Here is a 16,310-nt window from a genome sequence, read left to right as displayed (position 1 = left end):
AAGGGAAAAAGGGGCCGCAAAGCCCCTTTTTTATTTTGTATGAATGAATTGCTGACTTTGTCCGCTTTGGATCTGCATAAAAAAGTTCAAAATAAAGAAGTTTCCCCCTCTGAGGTGCTGGAAGCGCATATCACCCGCATTGAGCAGGTGAATCCTCAGTTGAACGCGATGGTGGAAAATGACTTCGTCCGTGCCAGAAAATTGGCGCACGAACAGACCGAAACCCTGGCGAAAAACAACTCTGAGCTTCCCCCGCTGTTTGGTGTTCCCTTCACCGTCAAAGAAATGTTTTCTTATCAGGGCATGAAACGCACCGGTGGCAGCATCCATCACAAGAATGATGTGATGGACTGGGATGCCACGGTTGTCGCACGTATGAAAAAAGCCGGTGGTATTCCGATGGGCACCACCAATGTGCCGGAACTGGGATTCTGGTTTGAATGCTTCAATCCCGTTTATGGTCGCACCAGCAACCCGTACGATCTGGGCCGCACTTGCGGTGGCAGCAGCGGTGGCGAAGGAGCCTTGCTGGGCGCGGGGGCTTCTCCGCTGGGTCTTGGCAGTGATATCGGCGGCAGCATCAGAATGCCGGCGTCTTTTTGCGGGGTCTTTGGTCACAAGCCGTCTCGCTATTTGTTGCCACTGACCGGCCATTTCCCGTTTGAACAAAATGACTTCCGCACATTGTTGCTGGATCAAAAGTATCCTTACACTTCCATGGGGCCGATGACCCGCAAAGCGGTGGATCTGGCGCCGATGATGAAGATCCTGATGGGCTCTGATGATATCGACCAGCACACGCTGAAAAATCCGACTATGGAAGAACTGTCGCAGGAATGGAAAGGCCGCAAGGTTCTGATCTGTTCCAACCCGATCTTCCATCGCGCACGCGGAACGGATGATGAGCTGGTGCAAGTGGTGAAAAACTGCGGAAAGCTGTTTGAAGAACTGGGCGCAGTCGTTGAAGAACTGGATCCAAGATTCTTTGTTCGCTCGGCAGAGCTGTGGTTTGCCGCGGTGAAAAATTCCAAGAACAGAAACTTGTATGAAACCCTGATGGGTCCAACCCAACATCTGTCGATTGGGAAAGAGATCCTGCAACTGACTTTCGGTAAAGGCAACTACACCCTGCCAAATCTGCTGGTATCCCTGGCTGAAATCTTTGACACCCGCAAAAAAGACTTCACCGAAGAAATGCAGGCCCTGGCAAAAATGAAAGCCGACCTCGATGAAAAACTGGGTGCTGACGGCATTCTGATTCTGCCTCCGCACCCGCGTGTGGCACCGAAACACCGAGCTCCTCTATGGTCCCCGTTTGATTTCATTTACACGGCGATCTTTACAACGCTGGGCCATCCCGCAACCTCGGTACCGATGGGCTTGAACGAAGATGGTATTCCATTGGGAGTTCAGGTTGTCGGTCCTTACATGAAAGACCACCTGACTTTGGCATGTGCAGAGTTCCTGGAAACAACATTCGGCGGCTGGCAACCTCCGAAAAATCTGTAACAACTGCGACCCCAGAGGTCGCAGCCCCATTCAAATTCTATACTTCGTACGCAGGTGATCCAAGATGATGTGGAAGCTCCAGACCGTCAGGAACAGCATCAGGCTTGGATACAAGATCAGATGCGGGAAGCTTGAAAGGGTCTTCCATCCTTCTCGCACTAAAATTCCCCAACTGGTATAAGGGGGATGAATCCCCAGACCGATAAAGCTCATGAAGCTTTCATACAAAATATTGGTCGGAATCTGCATCGCCACCAGAATCAGCAATGTTCCCAGCATATTCGGAAGCACATGGCGAAGCATCACATGCACTCGACTGCCCCCCAATGAAATTGCCGCTTCCACGTAGGGCTTGCGTTTGATTTCCAGAACCATGCCGCGCGTGACACGCGCCAAACTCATCCAATGTGTGACGGCAATACTGATACAAAGACCCAGCAGCGCACGACTTAAAGGGTCTTCAAACGGCAGCAGCAACTGCAGACTTAAACACATCACCGACACCAAAATGAAGCTTGGGACCGCTATCAGAATATCGCAAAAACGCATCAAGATGCGATCGACGATCCCCTCAAACCAGCCCGCAATGGCTCCATAGATAAAGCCAATCATAAACGCCAGGAACGAGCCTACAAGCCCCACCAACAGCGAAATACGCCCACCCATCAGAACCCGGGCAAACAGATCCCGCCCCAAGGTGTCCGTGCCAAACCAGTGTTCAGATCCCGGCGGTATGAGAATGCTTTCGACATTTTGTTCAAGCCCCGAGCTGTTCAACACCCACGGATAAAAAACCGTGGCCAGCACCAGGGTTGAAAGGAACAAAATGGCAAAAACCAGAAGCACCTTTTTCACGCACGCTCCTGCAGGCGTGGATCCGCCAACTTCAGCAGCACATCAATAAAGGAGTTCACCACAATCAAAAGACTTCCATAGAACAACGTCAGGCCCACGATCAACGTGTAATCACGATCGTTCAGGGCCGCGATGAATTCACTGCCCAAACCCGGCACGGCAAACAGAACTTCCACCAGGAAAGAGCCCGACAGTAAGGACACAGTCAAAGGGCCTACGTAGCTTAAAAAAGGAATCAACGAGTTTTTCAGCACGTGACGGATCAATACCCCCCACACGCCGACACCTTTGGCTTTGGCGGTGCGGGCATAGTCTTGATTCAGGTTTTCATTCAGGGAATTTTTAAGCAAGCGAATCAGTGAAGCCAGCGGGCGCACACTTAAAGTCACCACTGGCAAAATGTAGTGCACGGGCGACGACAAAAATGCCACCGGTAAAAGGTTCCAGTAAAAACCAAAAGCGTAAATCAACAACGGCCCCCAGAACAGACTGGGCAAGGACAAGAATGCGATCACGGTCTGATCGACCAGACTTTCAAACCAGGTTTCACGGAAACGAGTCGCGGCCACCGCGATCACGAAAGCGCCCGCCAAAATCACACCCAGCGCGATGGCGTTTAAGGTCAGGGTGTTACCCAGGCCCTGACCGATGATTTCAACCACCGTGCGATCAGGCTTCGACATCGAAACGCCCAAGTCCCCTTGCACGACGGATAAAAGATAGTTCCCGATTTGGGAAGGAAGGCTTTGTTCAAGGCCCCAGTGTTGCGCCAGTTTCTCGCGCACCAATGGATTCAGGGCCGTCTCTTCATCAAAGGGACCGCCCGGAAGAGCTTTCAGCAGCACAAACGTCAACGCCGCTAGGACCCCTAGCGACGCTGTCATTTCCACTATTTTGTTAAAGACGAACCGAAACGCGCTGTCTATCAAATGTCATCCCAGTTTTCTTTCCCCGCCAGCTCGGCCTGGAATTTCACCGGAACCGCGCCTGCCATATAGGGGAAAAGATCTTTCTTGTTGCCGTACAATTGAGAATAAATATAAGCGTTTGAAACCACACGCTTTACATAATTACGTGTTTCCAGGAACGGGATGTGCTCGATGAACTCATCTGTTTCCAGGTTGCCGAAAGAAGACAGCCAGTTTTTCACGCGGTGTGGACCGGCGTTGTAACCTGCCGCCACCAGCGGAATTGTGTTTTCAAAACGATCCATCAGACGCTTCAAATAACGGCTGCCGATCTTCACCGATGTTTCTGGTTGCAGTAACAAAGGCGCTTTGAATTCTTTTTCACCCAAAAGTGTCGCCACTTTGTGACCTGTGAATGGCATGACCTGCATCAGACCCAACGCCCCTACCGGAGAAATCGCATCGCGACGGTAATGGGTTTCAGCACGCATGATCCCCCATACCAGCTCTTCAGGCACAGTGAATTTCTTAGTGTATTTTTCAACATGCTCAGAATACGCACGTGGGTATGCAAACTCCCAAAGGTAACGGATGCCGTCCACGCCGTGAGCCGCTCTTTGACCACCGAAATTAATCTGCGCGATATAAGAAGAACGGTTGTAGTGACCTGCGGTGTTGTATTCGCTCATCAAAGTGCGCAGGTACTCGCGGTTGGAGGTCTTTCTTTCGATGTCATAAAGATCCCAGCGCGCCCATTCGTTTTCACCCAGGATCATCATGTCACGGGCTCTTTCAAAGCGCTTCATCAAAGCCGGGTTCGAGAACGTGGTCACTTTCTCGCCGCTGGCATCCGGCACTTCTTCCTCGGATCCAGCCACTTCCACAGATTTCAAATCCGGGTTGTCAGAAGCTTCCGCCTCTTCTTCTTCACCTTTTTCATCATCGGCAGAATACTGGGTCAGAATCAGTGTTTCTTCCGATTCAGACTCGTCCCCGCGATAGCTGTCGGAAGAGTTTGGCATCAGGAATTCACCGGCAGAAAAACGGGAAATCACGCGCGGCTGCGTTGGCAGATTGGATTCAGCCAAACGAGGCACTTTTACTTCTTCCATTTTTTTCAAACGGCTTTGAGCGGCGATCGAGTAATAACCCAGCAAAGGGTCTTTCGCCAAAGACGACATCATGACCTTGGCTTGCTCGACTTTCCCCTGACGGAAAAGACTCATCGCCATCCAGTAAGTCACACGGTCTTCCGGGAAGGACTTCCAGGCTTTGCGGTTTTTCTTTTTCGCCGCATTCAGATTTCCCAGAGCTTTGTAAGCCCCCTGGTAATCACCTTTAAGGTATTTCAACCAAGCCAGGTGCCACTGGGCATCGCGGTTCAGACCAGAATTTGGGTACGCTTTCATGAATTCCTGGAAGCGGCGGGCGGCCCCGTCGTAATCCTGGAACTGATAAGACAGGAATGCCGACTGATACAGAGCCTGACGACCCGTTTTGGATTTCGGGCTTAGCTTGTAAGCGGAATAATAAGAGCCCACGGCCAACTGCACTTCACCCGCTCTTGCCGCAGAAGATGCAAACAGGATCAGGAAATCGAAGTTTCTTTTGTTGGCTTCATAATACGGTTTCAGCAGTTCCACTGCTTTGGTGACTTCACCTTCTTGCAGATAGAACTGGGCCTGAAGTTTGTCTGCCAGGTACTTGTCAGACTTGGCCACTTTGGATTTCATGATGTTGATTTCGCCCTGAGCTTTTTGGTCAAGACCAGCCCATAGCAGATAACGAACGCGCGTGCGGAAGTCTTCTGGTGTGACTTTGCAGTCAGAAGGTTTGCCTTCAAATTCATTGATGGCCAGATCCACGCTCCAGTCCGCCACTTTCGGATAAGCGGGATAGCGTTCGTACAATTTCACCAGCCATTTGCACATTTGGCCGTGACGATTCAACCCTTTTTCCGCGATCGCCAGATTGTAAATCACATCCGGATAGTCTTCGGTGTTGCGGGTTCTTTTTTCCAGTTTCACAAACTGCGTGCTGGCCAGTTTATAGTTCTTCTTTTCCAGCGCGATCTGACCCATCAGGTTGGAGGCCTCGATGGACATTTTCACGTTCGGGGAAAGATCCAGAACTTTTTTAAGCTCCCCTTCAGCATCATCCCATTTGGAAGTTTTCATATAGGATTGCGCCAGATAGAAGCGCACGTATTCTTCCAGTGTGGTTTTCTCTTTCAGAATATCCTGAAGAGCGGGAATGGCCTGATCGTATTTCGCTGCGCGGAACTGATCCAGGGCCTTTTTAAAAGGCTCAAGGTCATTTTTAGTAACTTGGGCGCCGGCCACCGGACCGAGCAAAAGAGAAAACACAATACATTTCAGGGAGACCTTCATGTCCGCCACTCCAATACGAAAAGTTGTACAGTCCTTGTAACCGTCATTTAATAATGATACCGAATATCTATGGCAAAATCGAAAACTAAAACGATCTATACCTGTCAAAATTGTGGGGCCCAAAGACCAAGGTGGGAAGGCAAATGCTCTGACTGCGGCGCGTGGAACTCGTACGTCGAAGAACTGCAGATGCCGGAGGTAAAAACTCGAGGATGGTCTACAGGGTCTGGCGAACGCGAAAGCACAGGGTCCAAACCCGTCGCGCTGGACCAAAGACTTGAAGAAGTGAAATTGGATCGTTTTGATACAAGTTTCGAAGAGCTCAACCGCGTTTTGGGCGGCGGCTTGGCCAAGGGAAGTTTCCTGCTTTTGGGGGGATCTCCGGGCATTGGAAAATCCACTCTTTTGCTGCAAATGGCCGGTGGTTTAGCCAACAACAAGCACAAGGTGCTCTACATTTCCGGCGAGGAAAGCGTTTCTCAAACCGGGTCCCGCGCTCACCGTTTGGGAATCCGTTCGCCACTGATCGAAGTCGGCTGTGAAAGCAATCTGACGGCCGTGATGGAGATGGCAAGATTCAAGAAACCGGATGTTCTGGTTGTCGATTCTATTCAAACGATGTTCCTGCCCGACTTGCAGGCCGCACCGGGATCCGTATCCCAGGTTCGTGAGTGCGCCGGGCATCTGATGGGCCTTGCGAAGCACGATGGCATCACCGTGATCCTGATTGGTCACGTCACTAAAGACGGCAACATCGCCGGCCCCAAAGTTTTGGAGCACATGGTGGACTGCGTGCTGTCCTTTGATGGCGATATTTCCTATAACTTCCGCCTGCTGCGCTCTTTGAAAAACCGTTTCGGTGCAGCCCACGAGCTGGGTGTGTTCCAAATGAACTCCAAGGGGTTGGAAGAGGTTTCTAATCCGTCAGAGCTGTTCCTGGAAGAACGCGGCGATCAGCTGATTGGTTCTGCCGTGTTTGCTTCGATGGAAGGCACAAGACCTTTGCTGTGTGAAGTTCAGGCATTGACGTTATCAAGCCCCATGGCGATGCCTCGTCGCACGGCTTTGGGTATTGATATCAACCGTCTGCATCTTTTGACTGCCGTCTTGGATCGTCACCTGGATGTGCGCCTGGCCCATAACGATATCTTTATCAATGTCGTTGGCGGCTTGAAACTGGTGGAACCGGCTTCGGATTTGGCGGTGGCGGCGGCCATCTTGTCGACCGAAAACCGTCGTGATCTTGACGCCAAGACTTGTTACTTTGGCGAGATCGGTCTGACCGGCGAAGTTCGTGGTGTGTCCTTTGTTGAACAACGAATCAAGGAAGCCGACAAACTGGGCTTTAAACACTTTGTCATCCCGTTTTCCAACAAACGCCACCTGGAAGAGGTAAAGCTTTCCAAGGACAAGAAGATTTCGTTTGTCAAAAACGTGCATGATCTGAATAAAATCATATAGGACCTAGAAAAGGATTTCCGGCATGGATGCTCAGGGCGCAATTGTAAAAGAGACTTATAAACCCGGTGACTTTATCTTCTTTGAAGGTGACATCGAAAATCACTTTTACATTGTCGAAAGCGGTGTGGTGAGCATATTCACGAAAGACCAAATGGGCAAACGAATTCCCATTTGCGACATCGTGGATGGCGAATCCTTTGGCGAGTTCGCACTGATTTCCAAAAGCCCACGTTCGGCTTCGGCCCAAGCCGTTACCGATGTTGTGCTGGTGAAGGTCTCTGAAGAGGGGTTCCAGCAACTTCTGTCAGAACTGCCAACCTGGGCTGAGTGCATGCTGAAGTCTTTCACCGATCGCCTGCAGAACATGACGGAAAAAATTCGCGAAGCCGAACAGTTCCGCAGACGAGAGTCCTAAAAATCATAAAATTGTAATTTCATTGAGTTGGTTATTTTCCAATCCTGCTTGTATGCTGGAGAAAATGCTTAGCTCATTTAAACATCTTTTCTTAACAACTCTGCTTTGGCTTTTGCCGCTGTCCTTGGGGCAGGCTTCCGCTTTGGAAATTCCCACTTGGGAAGGGCCTGCCTCCGGCCCGAAGGCTCAGGAAGGCCGCAAGATCATCTTTATAGCTTCAGACATGAAGAATGGTGGCGCCGCCGCCGTCAGTGAAGGCTTTCTATCGGCAGGCCGTGTTTTAAAATGGAATATCACTGTTCGTGATGGCCAGGGCAGCCGCACCAAAATTCAAAAAGCTTTGAATGAGGCTATTCAAGCGGGCGCAGACGGAATTGTTCTTGGGGGTTTTGACGCTGCCGACTTCCGCCCCGAAATCAAAAAAGCCCAATCCACTCATATCAAGATTGTAGGCTGGCACTCGGCTCCCCGTCCTGGCAGCTCGAATCTGATGTTTTCAAATGTGACAACGGATCCTTTGATTGTGGCGGAAAAGGCCGCAAAACTGGTGTGTGAAAGCTCTGAAAAGTCAGGAGTTGTGATCTTTACGGACAACGACTTTTCCATCGCCCGCGCCAAAACCCTGCACATGAAAAAGATCATCGATGAACACAAGAACTGCCAGGTTCTGGACATAGTGGATGTGCAAATTTCCAAGGCTGAACATCTGATGCCGGGTGCCGTTTCCAAACTGAACGACCGTTTTGGAAAAAAGTGGACTCACAGTCTGGCCATCAACGACATCTATTTTGATCACATCAACTTTCCCTTAAAAAGAATCGGACGAAAAGATCTGATCAACGTTTCTGCCGGGGATGGTTCCGCCACGGCCCTGCACCGAATTAAATCCGGTTTATCTCAACAATTAGCCACGATCGCGGAACCCTTGAAGGCCCAAGGGTGGCAGGTCGCAGACGAAATGAATCGCGCCTTTGCCGGAAGCAGTGAAAGCGGATTTACAACAGAACCTTTGGTGATCACTCAGGAAATTTTGAAGAATTTAAAAGATGGAAATCTTGAATCGAAGCTGAACTATAAAGAAGCTTACTCGAAAATCTGGTATCCCTGAGGCCGAACAGACCCCAGGGATTTTTTATAACTAGTAACGGATTGGATAGATAGAAGGCGCGCCGTAGCTGGAAGTCACAGTCACGTTCAGATCCGAATTCCCACCCATGGACTCAGCACGGATGTCGATCGCCGTGATACGCTCCCCTGCTGTCAGGTATTCAGAAGTCAGGCTGTAGTAGAATGTACCAGTGTAGCTTAACTGACGAAGCTGGATACGACGACCGCTTTGAGTGATCGCATAAGTTTCATGCAACTGAACGCCGTTGAAGTACGGATTCACGCGAACATAGTCCACGTAAGAAGCATAGTTGAACGCCACACGCAACCACTCGCCACCACTGCGACGGGAAACTCCATAGAAACGCACCGTGGATTCACCGTAGTTGTTCGGTGGACGTGGTGGGTTTGGATACGGAGGATGTGGATCTGGACGGTGTGGAGGATACGGTTGTGGATATGGATCAGGACGAGGTCCCGGTCTTACTGGCGGGCGATCCGGACGAATGCCGCCATGACGTTCATCTCTGCGATCGTTTTCGTAACGACGGTCATCACGGTCATTGTATTGATCTGGTCCGCGGCGATCATTGTCGCGGCGGTCGTTGTTGTCACGACGGTCATCACGACGCTCGTCGTTGCCACCACGATCTGGTGGATGACCCGGGCGGATTTGCGCTCCGGCTACGGGACCTTGCAGCAAAACGGCTGCGGTCAAAAGGGCACTCAACACTGGTAGTTTCATAAAGACTCCTTTTTTTGAAGACGAAGGAGTTATTCCAAGATCCGTGCCTGAACAAAGTGACACCAAACGGCCCTGCATGAACTTATTTCTTAGGGTACTTTAAGAACAATTCGCGCTGCAAATCCATCATCAAACTCAATAGGCGCGTTTCCAGGATGTTTGTGACGTTCAAGAACTGTAAACCAGCAGTTTGAATGATCTCCCCGTCGACTTCCCGCTTCTGGGCAAAACGCACCTCTACGTCGAACTCCATGGCGCGACGAACCCCCAGGCGCAAGGCGCCTTTGATTTGATCCCCGATTTTAAGCTCGGGAGCCGCGCCTTTGAATTCGACTTTCAGGCCCCCGGCGCTGATATCACGAACCCGGCTTTCAATGAAATGCACCTTACCGCCATGGTGAAGAATGCTGAAAATAGCTTCGTACTTGCCCGGAATATCAATGCGGGCATTGGCCCGTCTTTGCAGCTGGAAAAGATCCACATCGGTCCTTAACACCGCCCAACCGACACTGAAGCTGAGCTCGGTCTGAAAGAAATAGCGCTCGCTCTTAAACGGAAAATTCACGACCACTTTCTGAGGTTGCGTGACGTCTTTAGAATCGGCCGTATGATGACAAAGCAGAGTTTCATCCTTGTCGGTTTGCACGGCGATCAGATGAAACACATCTTCATTAACCGAGCCCTTCATCGACAGCTGCAATTTATCGTCAGCAATTTCGCGGAAAAGCATTTTCTTTTCCGACACTGCGACTTTCTTGAAAATGGTCTGACCTGGCATGTTCACGGCCATGTGATTACACTCGCTCCAAAGCCTGCGCCCAGCGCTGCAGACGCTCTTTGCGTGCCTTCGGGGTCATTTTCACTTTGAATTCTTTGTTCACTTTCCACACGCGTTTGATTTCTTTTAAATCTTTCCACACACCCGCGCCCAGCCCTGCCATGAAGGCCGCGCCCAAAGCTGTGGTTTCCAGATTTTGCGGGCGAACCACGTTGGCTCCGCAGTAATCGGCCTGCAGCTGCATCAACAAATCATTGGCAGCAGCGCCGCCATCAACACGGACTCCACGCAGTTTCTTGCCCAGATCCCTTTGCATGGTGTTTAGAATATCCACATTTTGCAATGCCATGGCTTCCAGGGTCGCACGCGCAATGTGTGCCTTGGTACTGCCACGAGTAAGACCACAAATCAGCCCGCGGGCTTCCGGCTGCCAGTGCGGAGCTCCCAGTCCCGTCAAAGCCGGAACGAACTCGACCCCATCGGTGCTGTCGACGGTTTTTGCCAATGCTTCGATGTCCGAAGATTGCTGGAACAATCCCAGTCCGTCGCGCAGCCACTGAACTGCAGCGCCGCAGACAAAGGCGCCGCCTTCCAGTGCGTAAGTCATTTCCTGGTTTTTTAGTTTCCAGGCAATCGTTGTCAGCAACTTGTTTTTGGACTTCACGGCTTTTTTGCCGGTGTTCAGAAGCAAGAAACTTCCGGTGCCGAAGGTGCACTTGGAATCACCGGTTTCAAAACAAGTCTGGCCGAAAAGGGCCGCTTGCTGATCGCCGACGATTCCGGTGATTGGAATTCCGTCCGGCATAAAGCCCAGACCTTGAGTCACACCAAAATCAGAGTTGGAAGGACAGATCTCTGGCAAGATGCCTTCAGGCACGCCAAAGATTTTCAAAAGGTCTTCATCCCACCACCCCGTGTGGATGTTCATCAGCATCGTACGAGAGGCATTACTTACATCCGTCTTATGCGAGTGCCCTGCGGTCAGTTTCCACAACAAGAAGCTGTCGACCGTACCGGCCAGGGCCTGACCGTCTTTGGCTTTCTTTGCCGCATTCGGAACGTGCTTTAACAACCACTGGATCTTTGTGGCTGAAAAGTATGGATCCAGCACCAAACCCGTCTTGGCGGTGATGATCTTCTCTTTTTTGTTTTTCTTTAGCTTTTCGCAGATATCCTGCGTACGGCGACATTGCCAGACGATGGCATTATGCAGAGCTTTTCCGGACTTCGCGTCCCAAAGCATCACGGTTTCACGCTGATTGGTGATCCCGATCGTGCGAATCTGAGAACCTTTGATTTTTGCTTTTTCCAACGCCAGACGCATGGATCTTTGCGTGGAATACCAGATATCTTCTGGATCGTGCTCAACCCAGCCTGGTTTCGGGAAGATTTGTTTGAATGCCTCACGAGCCTCGGCGACAAGACCTCCGGCTTGATTGATAATGCATGTTCTTGAGCTGGTTGTCCCTTGGTCAATGGCCATGATAAAAGAAGACATAAACACTCTCCAATCGATGTATTAATAATGAAGAATTTCCTGAAGAAACCCAACGAAAAAATCTTTGGCTTACGATCTCTGGATCGTGACACTTTGATTTTCCGTGTGCTGCCGCGTTTTCTTTTGGAGATCCTGCGCAAGTACTTCCGCCTGGAAATTGAAGGTGTTGAAAACATCCCTCGCCGTGGCGCCGTGATCCTGGCGCCCAATCACTCGGGTTACACCGGTTTTGATGCCTTCTTACTGGGCCACGTGGTGCAACAGGAAGCCAAACGCATTCCGCGCGTGCTGACACATCACTTCTGGTTTCTGACCGAAACGACCGCAATTCCCGCCAACAAGATGGGCTTCACCGAAGCCACTTATGAAAATGGCATCAATGCGCTGAAAAAAGGAAATGCGATTGTTTTGTTCCCAGAAGGTGAACAAGGTAATTTCAAGCCGACCACCGAGCGCTATCAACTGCAGGAATTCAAACGCGGCTTCGTGCGCATGGCCCTGGAAGCCCAATGCCCGATCGTCCCGGTGGTGATCTTAGGTGCCGAAGAAACTCATATTAATTTGAAAAAACTCAAATTCACCAAGTTCCTGAAGGGCTCGGTGATTCCATTGCCACTGAACGTGATTCCGCTGCCAGCCAAGTGGCGCATCCGCTTCCTGGAACCAATCACTCTTCCTTACAAACCATCGGCTGTAGATGATGCAGACTTGGTCCACGAGATCGCGCAAGACATCCAAGAACGCATGCAAACCGCCGTAGAAGAAGAAATCCAAAAACGCGGCAACGCCTTCCTATAAAAACAGTAGAGGCTGCTCAAAATAGCACAGCCGCAAGGCCGCCCGACAACGCAGTCGGATGGGCTATTTTCAGCAGCCGGTTCATTTTTTATCAGGTAAGTCGTCGGCGATGACTTGTAAGATATTCTGCCATTTCGCCACGAGGATGCCTTCATTGCCTTCTTCCCGACTGACAAGTCGGCTTACCAGCAAAGCAGCAAGACTGACGGCTAGGACGAGGAGGAGCACGTACTCCACCACGATTTGACCTCGTTTATTCATGTATCAGATTCTATCACACTTCCGCAGGAGCGGAAGCTTTCAGCATGGCGGCTGGACGCCAGTTTTCCATTGTGAGACGCAGAGACTCGACCAAAAGGTCCAAGTTCTCATCCGCAATCGGCCCGCGAAGACCAATCACCACATCGTCATGCCATTTCTCTACTTCCAGAGGGCTGATGTGTTTAGCGGCATCTTCAAAGGACAACAAGAAGCTGTCTTCAGTCGGATAAATCATCACAAGGATGTTTGCCCCAGCTGCTTTGGAAACCTCTTTGGCCTTAGCCATTTCCACCGTCAACTTCTGTTGAATCAGGAAATAGATTTTCAAAGCCAAAGCTTCGTGGAACTGGGCAAAGTAGATACGAACAGGGCCATCAAAGATGGCACTATTAAAAGCAGGATTAAAATATTTCGACTGCATTAACGTGGTGTATGACGACCTCATGTTGTAGCTCCCCCCTCCACAGACACACCCCAAGACTAGGAAGAAAACCCTTCCTAATTCAAAGGAAATTTTAAGAATCTTAAATTTTCTGACGCATCAGATTATTTAAGAGTGCCAAAAACCTTCTTTCCTCTCGAGAAAACCACCTTCTCAGAGGCTTCACCCACACTGTAGAACAGCGTCTGCCAGTCTTGATCGATGCACAAAATATCAGCAGACTTGCCAACCTCCAGCGAACCCACTTGATCCTGCAGATTCAAAGCATAGGCTCCGCCCACTGTGTATGCGGCAATGACTTCCGGCAAACTCATCTTCATTTCAAGGCGCGCAAGCAATCCCACCAGATTCAAATTTTGCGTTGGCGAAGTCCCGGGATTGAAATCCGTGGCCAAGGCCACACGCACTCCCGCATCGATCATCGCGCGAGCCGGTGGATATTTGGTTTTGGTATAAAGATCCGCGGTTGGCAAAAGCACACCGGTCACTTCGCTTTGTGCGAGCTTTCTGATTTCTTTGTCCTCGATCTGTAACAAGTGATCGCCAGACAAGGCCCCCAGGCGCACAGCGATCTCGCTGCCACCGCTTAAAGACATCTGATCGGCGTGAATCAGGATTTCAAAACCCAGCTCTTGGGCGCGACGCAGATACTTTTCAGAAGCTTCCGGCGGGAAGAATCCTTTTTCAATGAAGACATCCACCCTTCTTGCCAGTTTCTTCCTGGCAACGACTGGCAGGACTTCGTCTGCCAGGAAGGTCAGATAGTCTTCATAGGATTTAAATTCCGGCGGCAAAGCATGCGCCCCCAGGAACGTGTTCACCGTGCGAATGCCTGAAAGCTTTTGTGCGGCTTGAAGCATTTTCAGTTCATTTTTCAGGTTCAGGGCATAACCGGATTTAATTTCAACCGTGGTCACGCCTTGAGAAATGAAGTTATCCACACGCTTCTGCCCGGTTTTCACCAGATCATTAACGCTGGAAGCACGGGTCTTTTTCATCGTCGACAGAATCCCGCCGCCCTTGGCTGCGATCTCCTGATAGCTGACGCCCTGATTGCGCATTTCAAATTCAGCCGCGCGATCCCCGGCAAAGATCAGATGCGTGTGACATTCGATAAAGCCCGGCAAAACCGTACGCCCTTTCATGTCGTAATCACGCAAGTTCTTTTTCCGCGAGAATTCTTTGGGAAGTTTCTTCTGCGGGCCCACCCAGGCGATCTTGTCTTTTTCAATGACGATGGCGGCTTGTTGCAAAAGGCCTAGATCCTCTTCCTTGATACGACGGCCTTGTTTGGCAGCGGCGCCCTGAAGAGTCAGAAGTGTCGATATATTTTTAAGCAGAATACCCATGCACTTATTCAAGCACATGGGTTTCTGGGATCAAGCTAAAACCGTGTTCCTACATAATCTTGATACTATGACTGCGTGCGCCCTCTGATTTAGGCAGGGTCAGGCGCAAAACTCCATCTTCAAAGTGAGCTTCAATCTTTTCTGTCTGTACTTTGACCGGCAAAGTGAAAGATCTTTGGAAGCGACCATAAGATCTTTCTGAATAGTGCCCCTCGGATTTCGTTTCACGGGTGCGCTCTCCGGAAATCGTCAGAATATTGTCATTGAGCTCGACCTTAATGTCTTCTTTTTTAAGGCCTGGCAGATCCGCACTGACCAGATAGGCATTATCCTTTTCTTCCACATCCACCGACGGAGAGAAATCAAATCCCGCCCGCGCCAGGGCACTGGATTCATTGCGGTCGAATTCATTGATAAAATCTTCGAACTGACTGAATAGATCCGACGAAGGCAGACGACGGCGACCGCCCCAAGGACTTAAGCTTCGCATAGGCATGGCATCCTCCTTATTGAGATGCCTTAAACCTAAAAACACCGCGCTAAAGCGTCAAGAATGCACAAGGGTCAGTGTCAAAAGTAAAAAGCCGGAGTGCTATCACACACTCCGGCTTTTCGGTTTAAATTTTCAATTAAGACTTACTTCATTTTTGGCGAGAACCAAAGATCGATCACACGACCTTCTTTCTTTTTGCCTTTTTCAACAAAGACGAAGGTGCTCTTCTCTCGGATCTGAGCACGGTCCGCAATACCGCTCACGGCGGAATCATCATATTTCAATGACACGGATTCAATGCGGGACTTCAGTGGTACAAGCTCACCTTTTTGCACTTTGCCATCGCCGTTTTTATCAAACCACAGCTGAAGCTTTGCAAAGTCCTTGTCGTTCTTGTCGATCACATTGTCTTTGTTCGAATCAAATTCGCGCAAAGCCTCGAAACCATTTTTGAACTTGTCACCCTGATTACCGAATAGTTCGTCCTCAGTCGTGATCTGACCATCACCATTGCGGTCCACGGCAATGAAGGCACCTGGCGCACCAGCTTCAGGCCACATTGTTTTGCCCGTTGGATTCAATGGGAAGTCGGTCACCGCTGTGAAGTTTGGCATCTTGTCATCGAAGAACACCATTAGTGGTGAGAAGTAACCGCCGCAATAGCCGTTTTCGCCCGGGAAGAAGGCCGATACGCTGTACTGCTTCCCATCTTTGGAGTTACTGGTGTAAACAGACGCGGAAAGCGCTCCGTTATAACCCATGTATTCCCCACCCTGCTTTTGGCCCGGCGCAAACACCTGGTCAAAGCTGACGGCTTCAAGCTTGGCTTCAAAGTCATTCGAGATATTACCCTCTTCATCCACTGTCGTGGTGAAATTCACCGGCAAGACTACACGCACGCTGTTACCAGCATACTGAGCCTTTACCCCGGCAGTGACATCTGAAATCTGAGTCACTTGCGCATCGTTACCTGCTTGGGTCACGACATTGGCCGGATATTTCACGGTGTAAGTTTTAAGTGCGCCCTTTTCCCGCAAGGTCAGCTTTACTGACACGCTGGAAACCGGCGAAAGCGGATTGGAAACGTGTCTTAAGTTAGTACCAAAACACGTGTTGGAGATATTCACAGTGATTCCATCAACCGAAGCCCTGGCGGCCTGGCCGGAAAGAACAACCCCTTGAAAACCTGCTGAGCCCCCGGCTCCCGAATTCACGGCTGCAGGCTGCTGTTCAGTCTGTGCATTCGCAGTGGATGACACCACCATGGCTGTTGCACAAGCCCATCTTAACCAAAACATACA

The 16,310-nt window shown here is 50.3% G+C and carries 16 protein-coding genes; 5 read left to right on the top strand and 11 right to left on the bottom strand.

Annotated features, from left to right (window positions below):
• Positions 1 to 39: 39 nt before the first annotated feature.
• Entirely contained in the window at positions 40 to 1,509 is a 1,470-nt protein-coding gene (locus tag AC04MQ_RS08955) for an amidase (RefSeq protein WP_475391876.1), read from the top strand.
• 30 nt (positions 1,510 to 1,539) lie between these two features.
• Here the strand turns inward: AC04MQ_RS08955 and AC04MQ_RS08950 are convergent, their stop codons facing one another.
• Genes AC04MQ_RS08950 through AC04MQ_RS08940 form a run of 3 tightly spaced genes read right to left on the bottom strand, consistent with a single transcriptional unit; the run spans position 1,540 to position 5,662 of the window.
• Positions 1,540 to 2,364, bottom strand: coding sequence for an ABC transporter permease (locus AC04MQ_RS08950; protein WP_015091741.1), 825 nt, complete (start codon positions 2,362 to 2,364; stop codon positions 1,540 to 1,542).
• Complete coding sequence (locus AC04MQ_RS08945; RefSeq protein WP_235046125.1) at positions 2,361 to 3,248, bottom strand: ABC transporter permease; 888 nt, start codon at positions 3,246 to 3,248, stop codon at positions 2,361 to 2,363. Before AC04MQ_RS08945 ends, AC04MQ_RS08950 begins: the two co-directional genes overlap by 4 nt.
• Positions 3,249 to 3,289: 41 nt before the next feature.
• The gene (locus AC04MQ_RS08940) at positions 3,290 to 5,662 is read right to left on the bottom strand and encodes a transglycosylase SLT domain-containing protein (protein ID WP_475391875.1); all 2,373 of its coding nucleotides are present in this window, start codon (positions 5,660 to 5,662) and stop codon (positions 3,290 to 3,292) included.
• 69 nt (positions 5,663 to 5,731) lie between these two features.
• Between AC04MQ_RS08940 and radA the strand changes: the two genes are divergently transcribed.
• The 3 genes from radA to AC04MQ_RS08925 all read left to right on the top strand — a co-directional run bounded on the left by radA (position 5,732) and on the right by AC04MQ_RS08925 (position 8,646).
• Complete coding sequence (gene radA / locus AC04MQ_RS08935) at positions 5,732 to 7,123, top strand: DNA repair protein RadA (RefSeq protein ID WP_475391874.1); 1,392 nt, start codon at positions 5,732 to 5,734, stop codon at positions 7,121 to 7,123.
• A gap of 22 nt (positions 7,124 to 7,145) precedes the next feature.
• Complete coding sequence (locus AC04MQ_RS08930) at positions 7,146 to 7,538, top strand: Crp/Fnr family transcriptional regulator (protein WP_015091745.1); 393 nt, start codon at positions 7,146 to 7,148, stop codon at positions 7,536 to 7,538.
• A gap of 64 nt (positions 7,539 to 7,602) precedes the next feature.
• Positions 7,603 to 8,646, top strand: a complete 1,044-nt coding sequence (locus AC04MQ_RS08925) for a substrate-binding domain-containing protein (protein WP_475391873.1) — start codon at positions 7,603 to 7,605, stop codon at positions 8,644 to 8,646.
• Between the two features lie 30 nt (positions 8,647 to 8,676).
• Here AC04MQ_RS08925 and AC04MQ_RS08920 read toward each other — a convergent pair whose 3' ends face one another.
• The 3 genes from AC04MQ_RS08920 to glpK all read right to left on the bottom strand — a co-directional run bounded on the left by AC04MQ_RS08920 (position 8,677) and on the right by glpK (position 11,666).
• Entirely contained in the window at positions 8,677 to 9,390 is a 714-nt protein-coding gene (locus tag AC04MQ_RS08920; protein ID WP_475391872.1) for a beta-sandwich domain-containing protein, read from the bottom strand.
• Positions 9,391 to 9,472: 82 nt separating this feature from the next.
• Positions 9,473 to 10,180: a flagellar brake protein gene (locus AC04MQ_RS08915; protein WP_475391871.1), complete on the bottom strand. Its 708-nt coding sequence runs from the start codon at positions 10,178 to 10,180 to the stop codon at positions 9,473 to 9,475.
• Positions 10,181 to 10,184: 4 nt separating this feature from the next.
• Entirely contained in the window at positions 10,185 to 11,666 is a 1,482-nt protein-coding gene (gene glpK / locus AC04MQ_RS08910) for a glycerol kinase GlpK (protein ID WP_475391870.1), read from the bottom strand.
• A 27-nt stretch (positions 11,667 to 11,693) separates the two neighbouring features.
• Between glpK and AC04MQ_RS08905 the strand changes: the two genes are divergently transcribed.
• Complete coding sequence (locus AC04MQ_RS08905; protein WP_011165112.1) at positions 11,694 to 12,464, top strand: lysophospholipid acyltransferase family protein; 771 nt, start codon at positions 11,694 to 11,696, stop codon at positions 12,462 to 12,464.
• Positions 12,465 to 12,545: 81 nt separating this feature from the next.
• On the opposite strand, the gene AC04MQ_RS08900 is transcribed toward AC04MQ_RS08905, so the two are convergent.
• The 5 genes from AC04MQ_RS08900 to AC04MQ_RS08880 form a co-directional block, all read right to left on the bottom strand.
• On the bottom strand, positions 12,546 to 12,725 hold the full coding sequence (locus tag AC04MQ_RS08900) for a hypothetical protein (RefSeq protein WP_038449975.1): 180 nt from the start codon (positions 12,723 to 12,725) through the stop codon (positions 12,546 to 12,548).
• A 13-nt stretch (positions 12,726 to 12,738) separates the two neighbouring features.
• Positions 12,739 to 13,146, bottom strand: a complete 408-nt coding sequence (locus tag AC04MQ_RS08895; RefSeq protein WP_015091751.1) for a hypothetical protein — start codon at positions 13,144 to 13,146, stop codon at positions 12,739 to 12,741.
• 125 nt (positions 13,147 to 13,271) lie between these two features.
• Positions 13,272 to 14,516: an imidazolonepropionase gene (gene hutI, locus AC04MQ_RS08890; RefSeq protein WP_475391869.1), complete on the bottom strand. Its 1,245-nt coding sequence runs from the start codon at positions 14,514 to 14,516 to the stop codon at positions 13,272 to 13,274.
• A gap of 49 nt (positions 14,517 to 14,565) precedes the next feature.
• Entirely contained in the window at positions 14,566 to 15,012 is a 447-nt protein-coding gene (locus AC04MQ_RS08885; protein ID WP_148278836.1) for an Hsp20/alpha crystallin family protein, read from the bottom strand.
• A gap of 140 nt (positions 15,013 to 15,152) precedes the next feature.
• Positions 15,153 to 16,307, bottom strand: coding sequence for an EF-hand domain-containing protein (locus tag AC04MQ_RS08880; RefSeq protein ID WP_041577862.1), 1,155 nt, complete (start codon positions 16,305 to 16,307; stop codon positions 15,153 to 15,155).
• Positions 16,308 to 16,310 lie beyond the last annotated feature (3 nt).

Source organism: Bdellovibrio sp. MYbb2, from assembly GCF_056175685.1.
The sequence above is the reverse complement of the archived record's forward strand: the minus strand, read 5'-3'. Positions and strand labels throughout refer to the sequence as shown.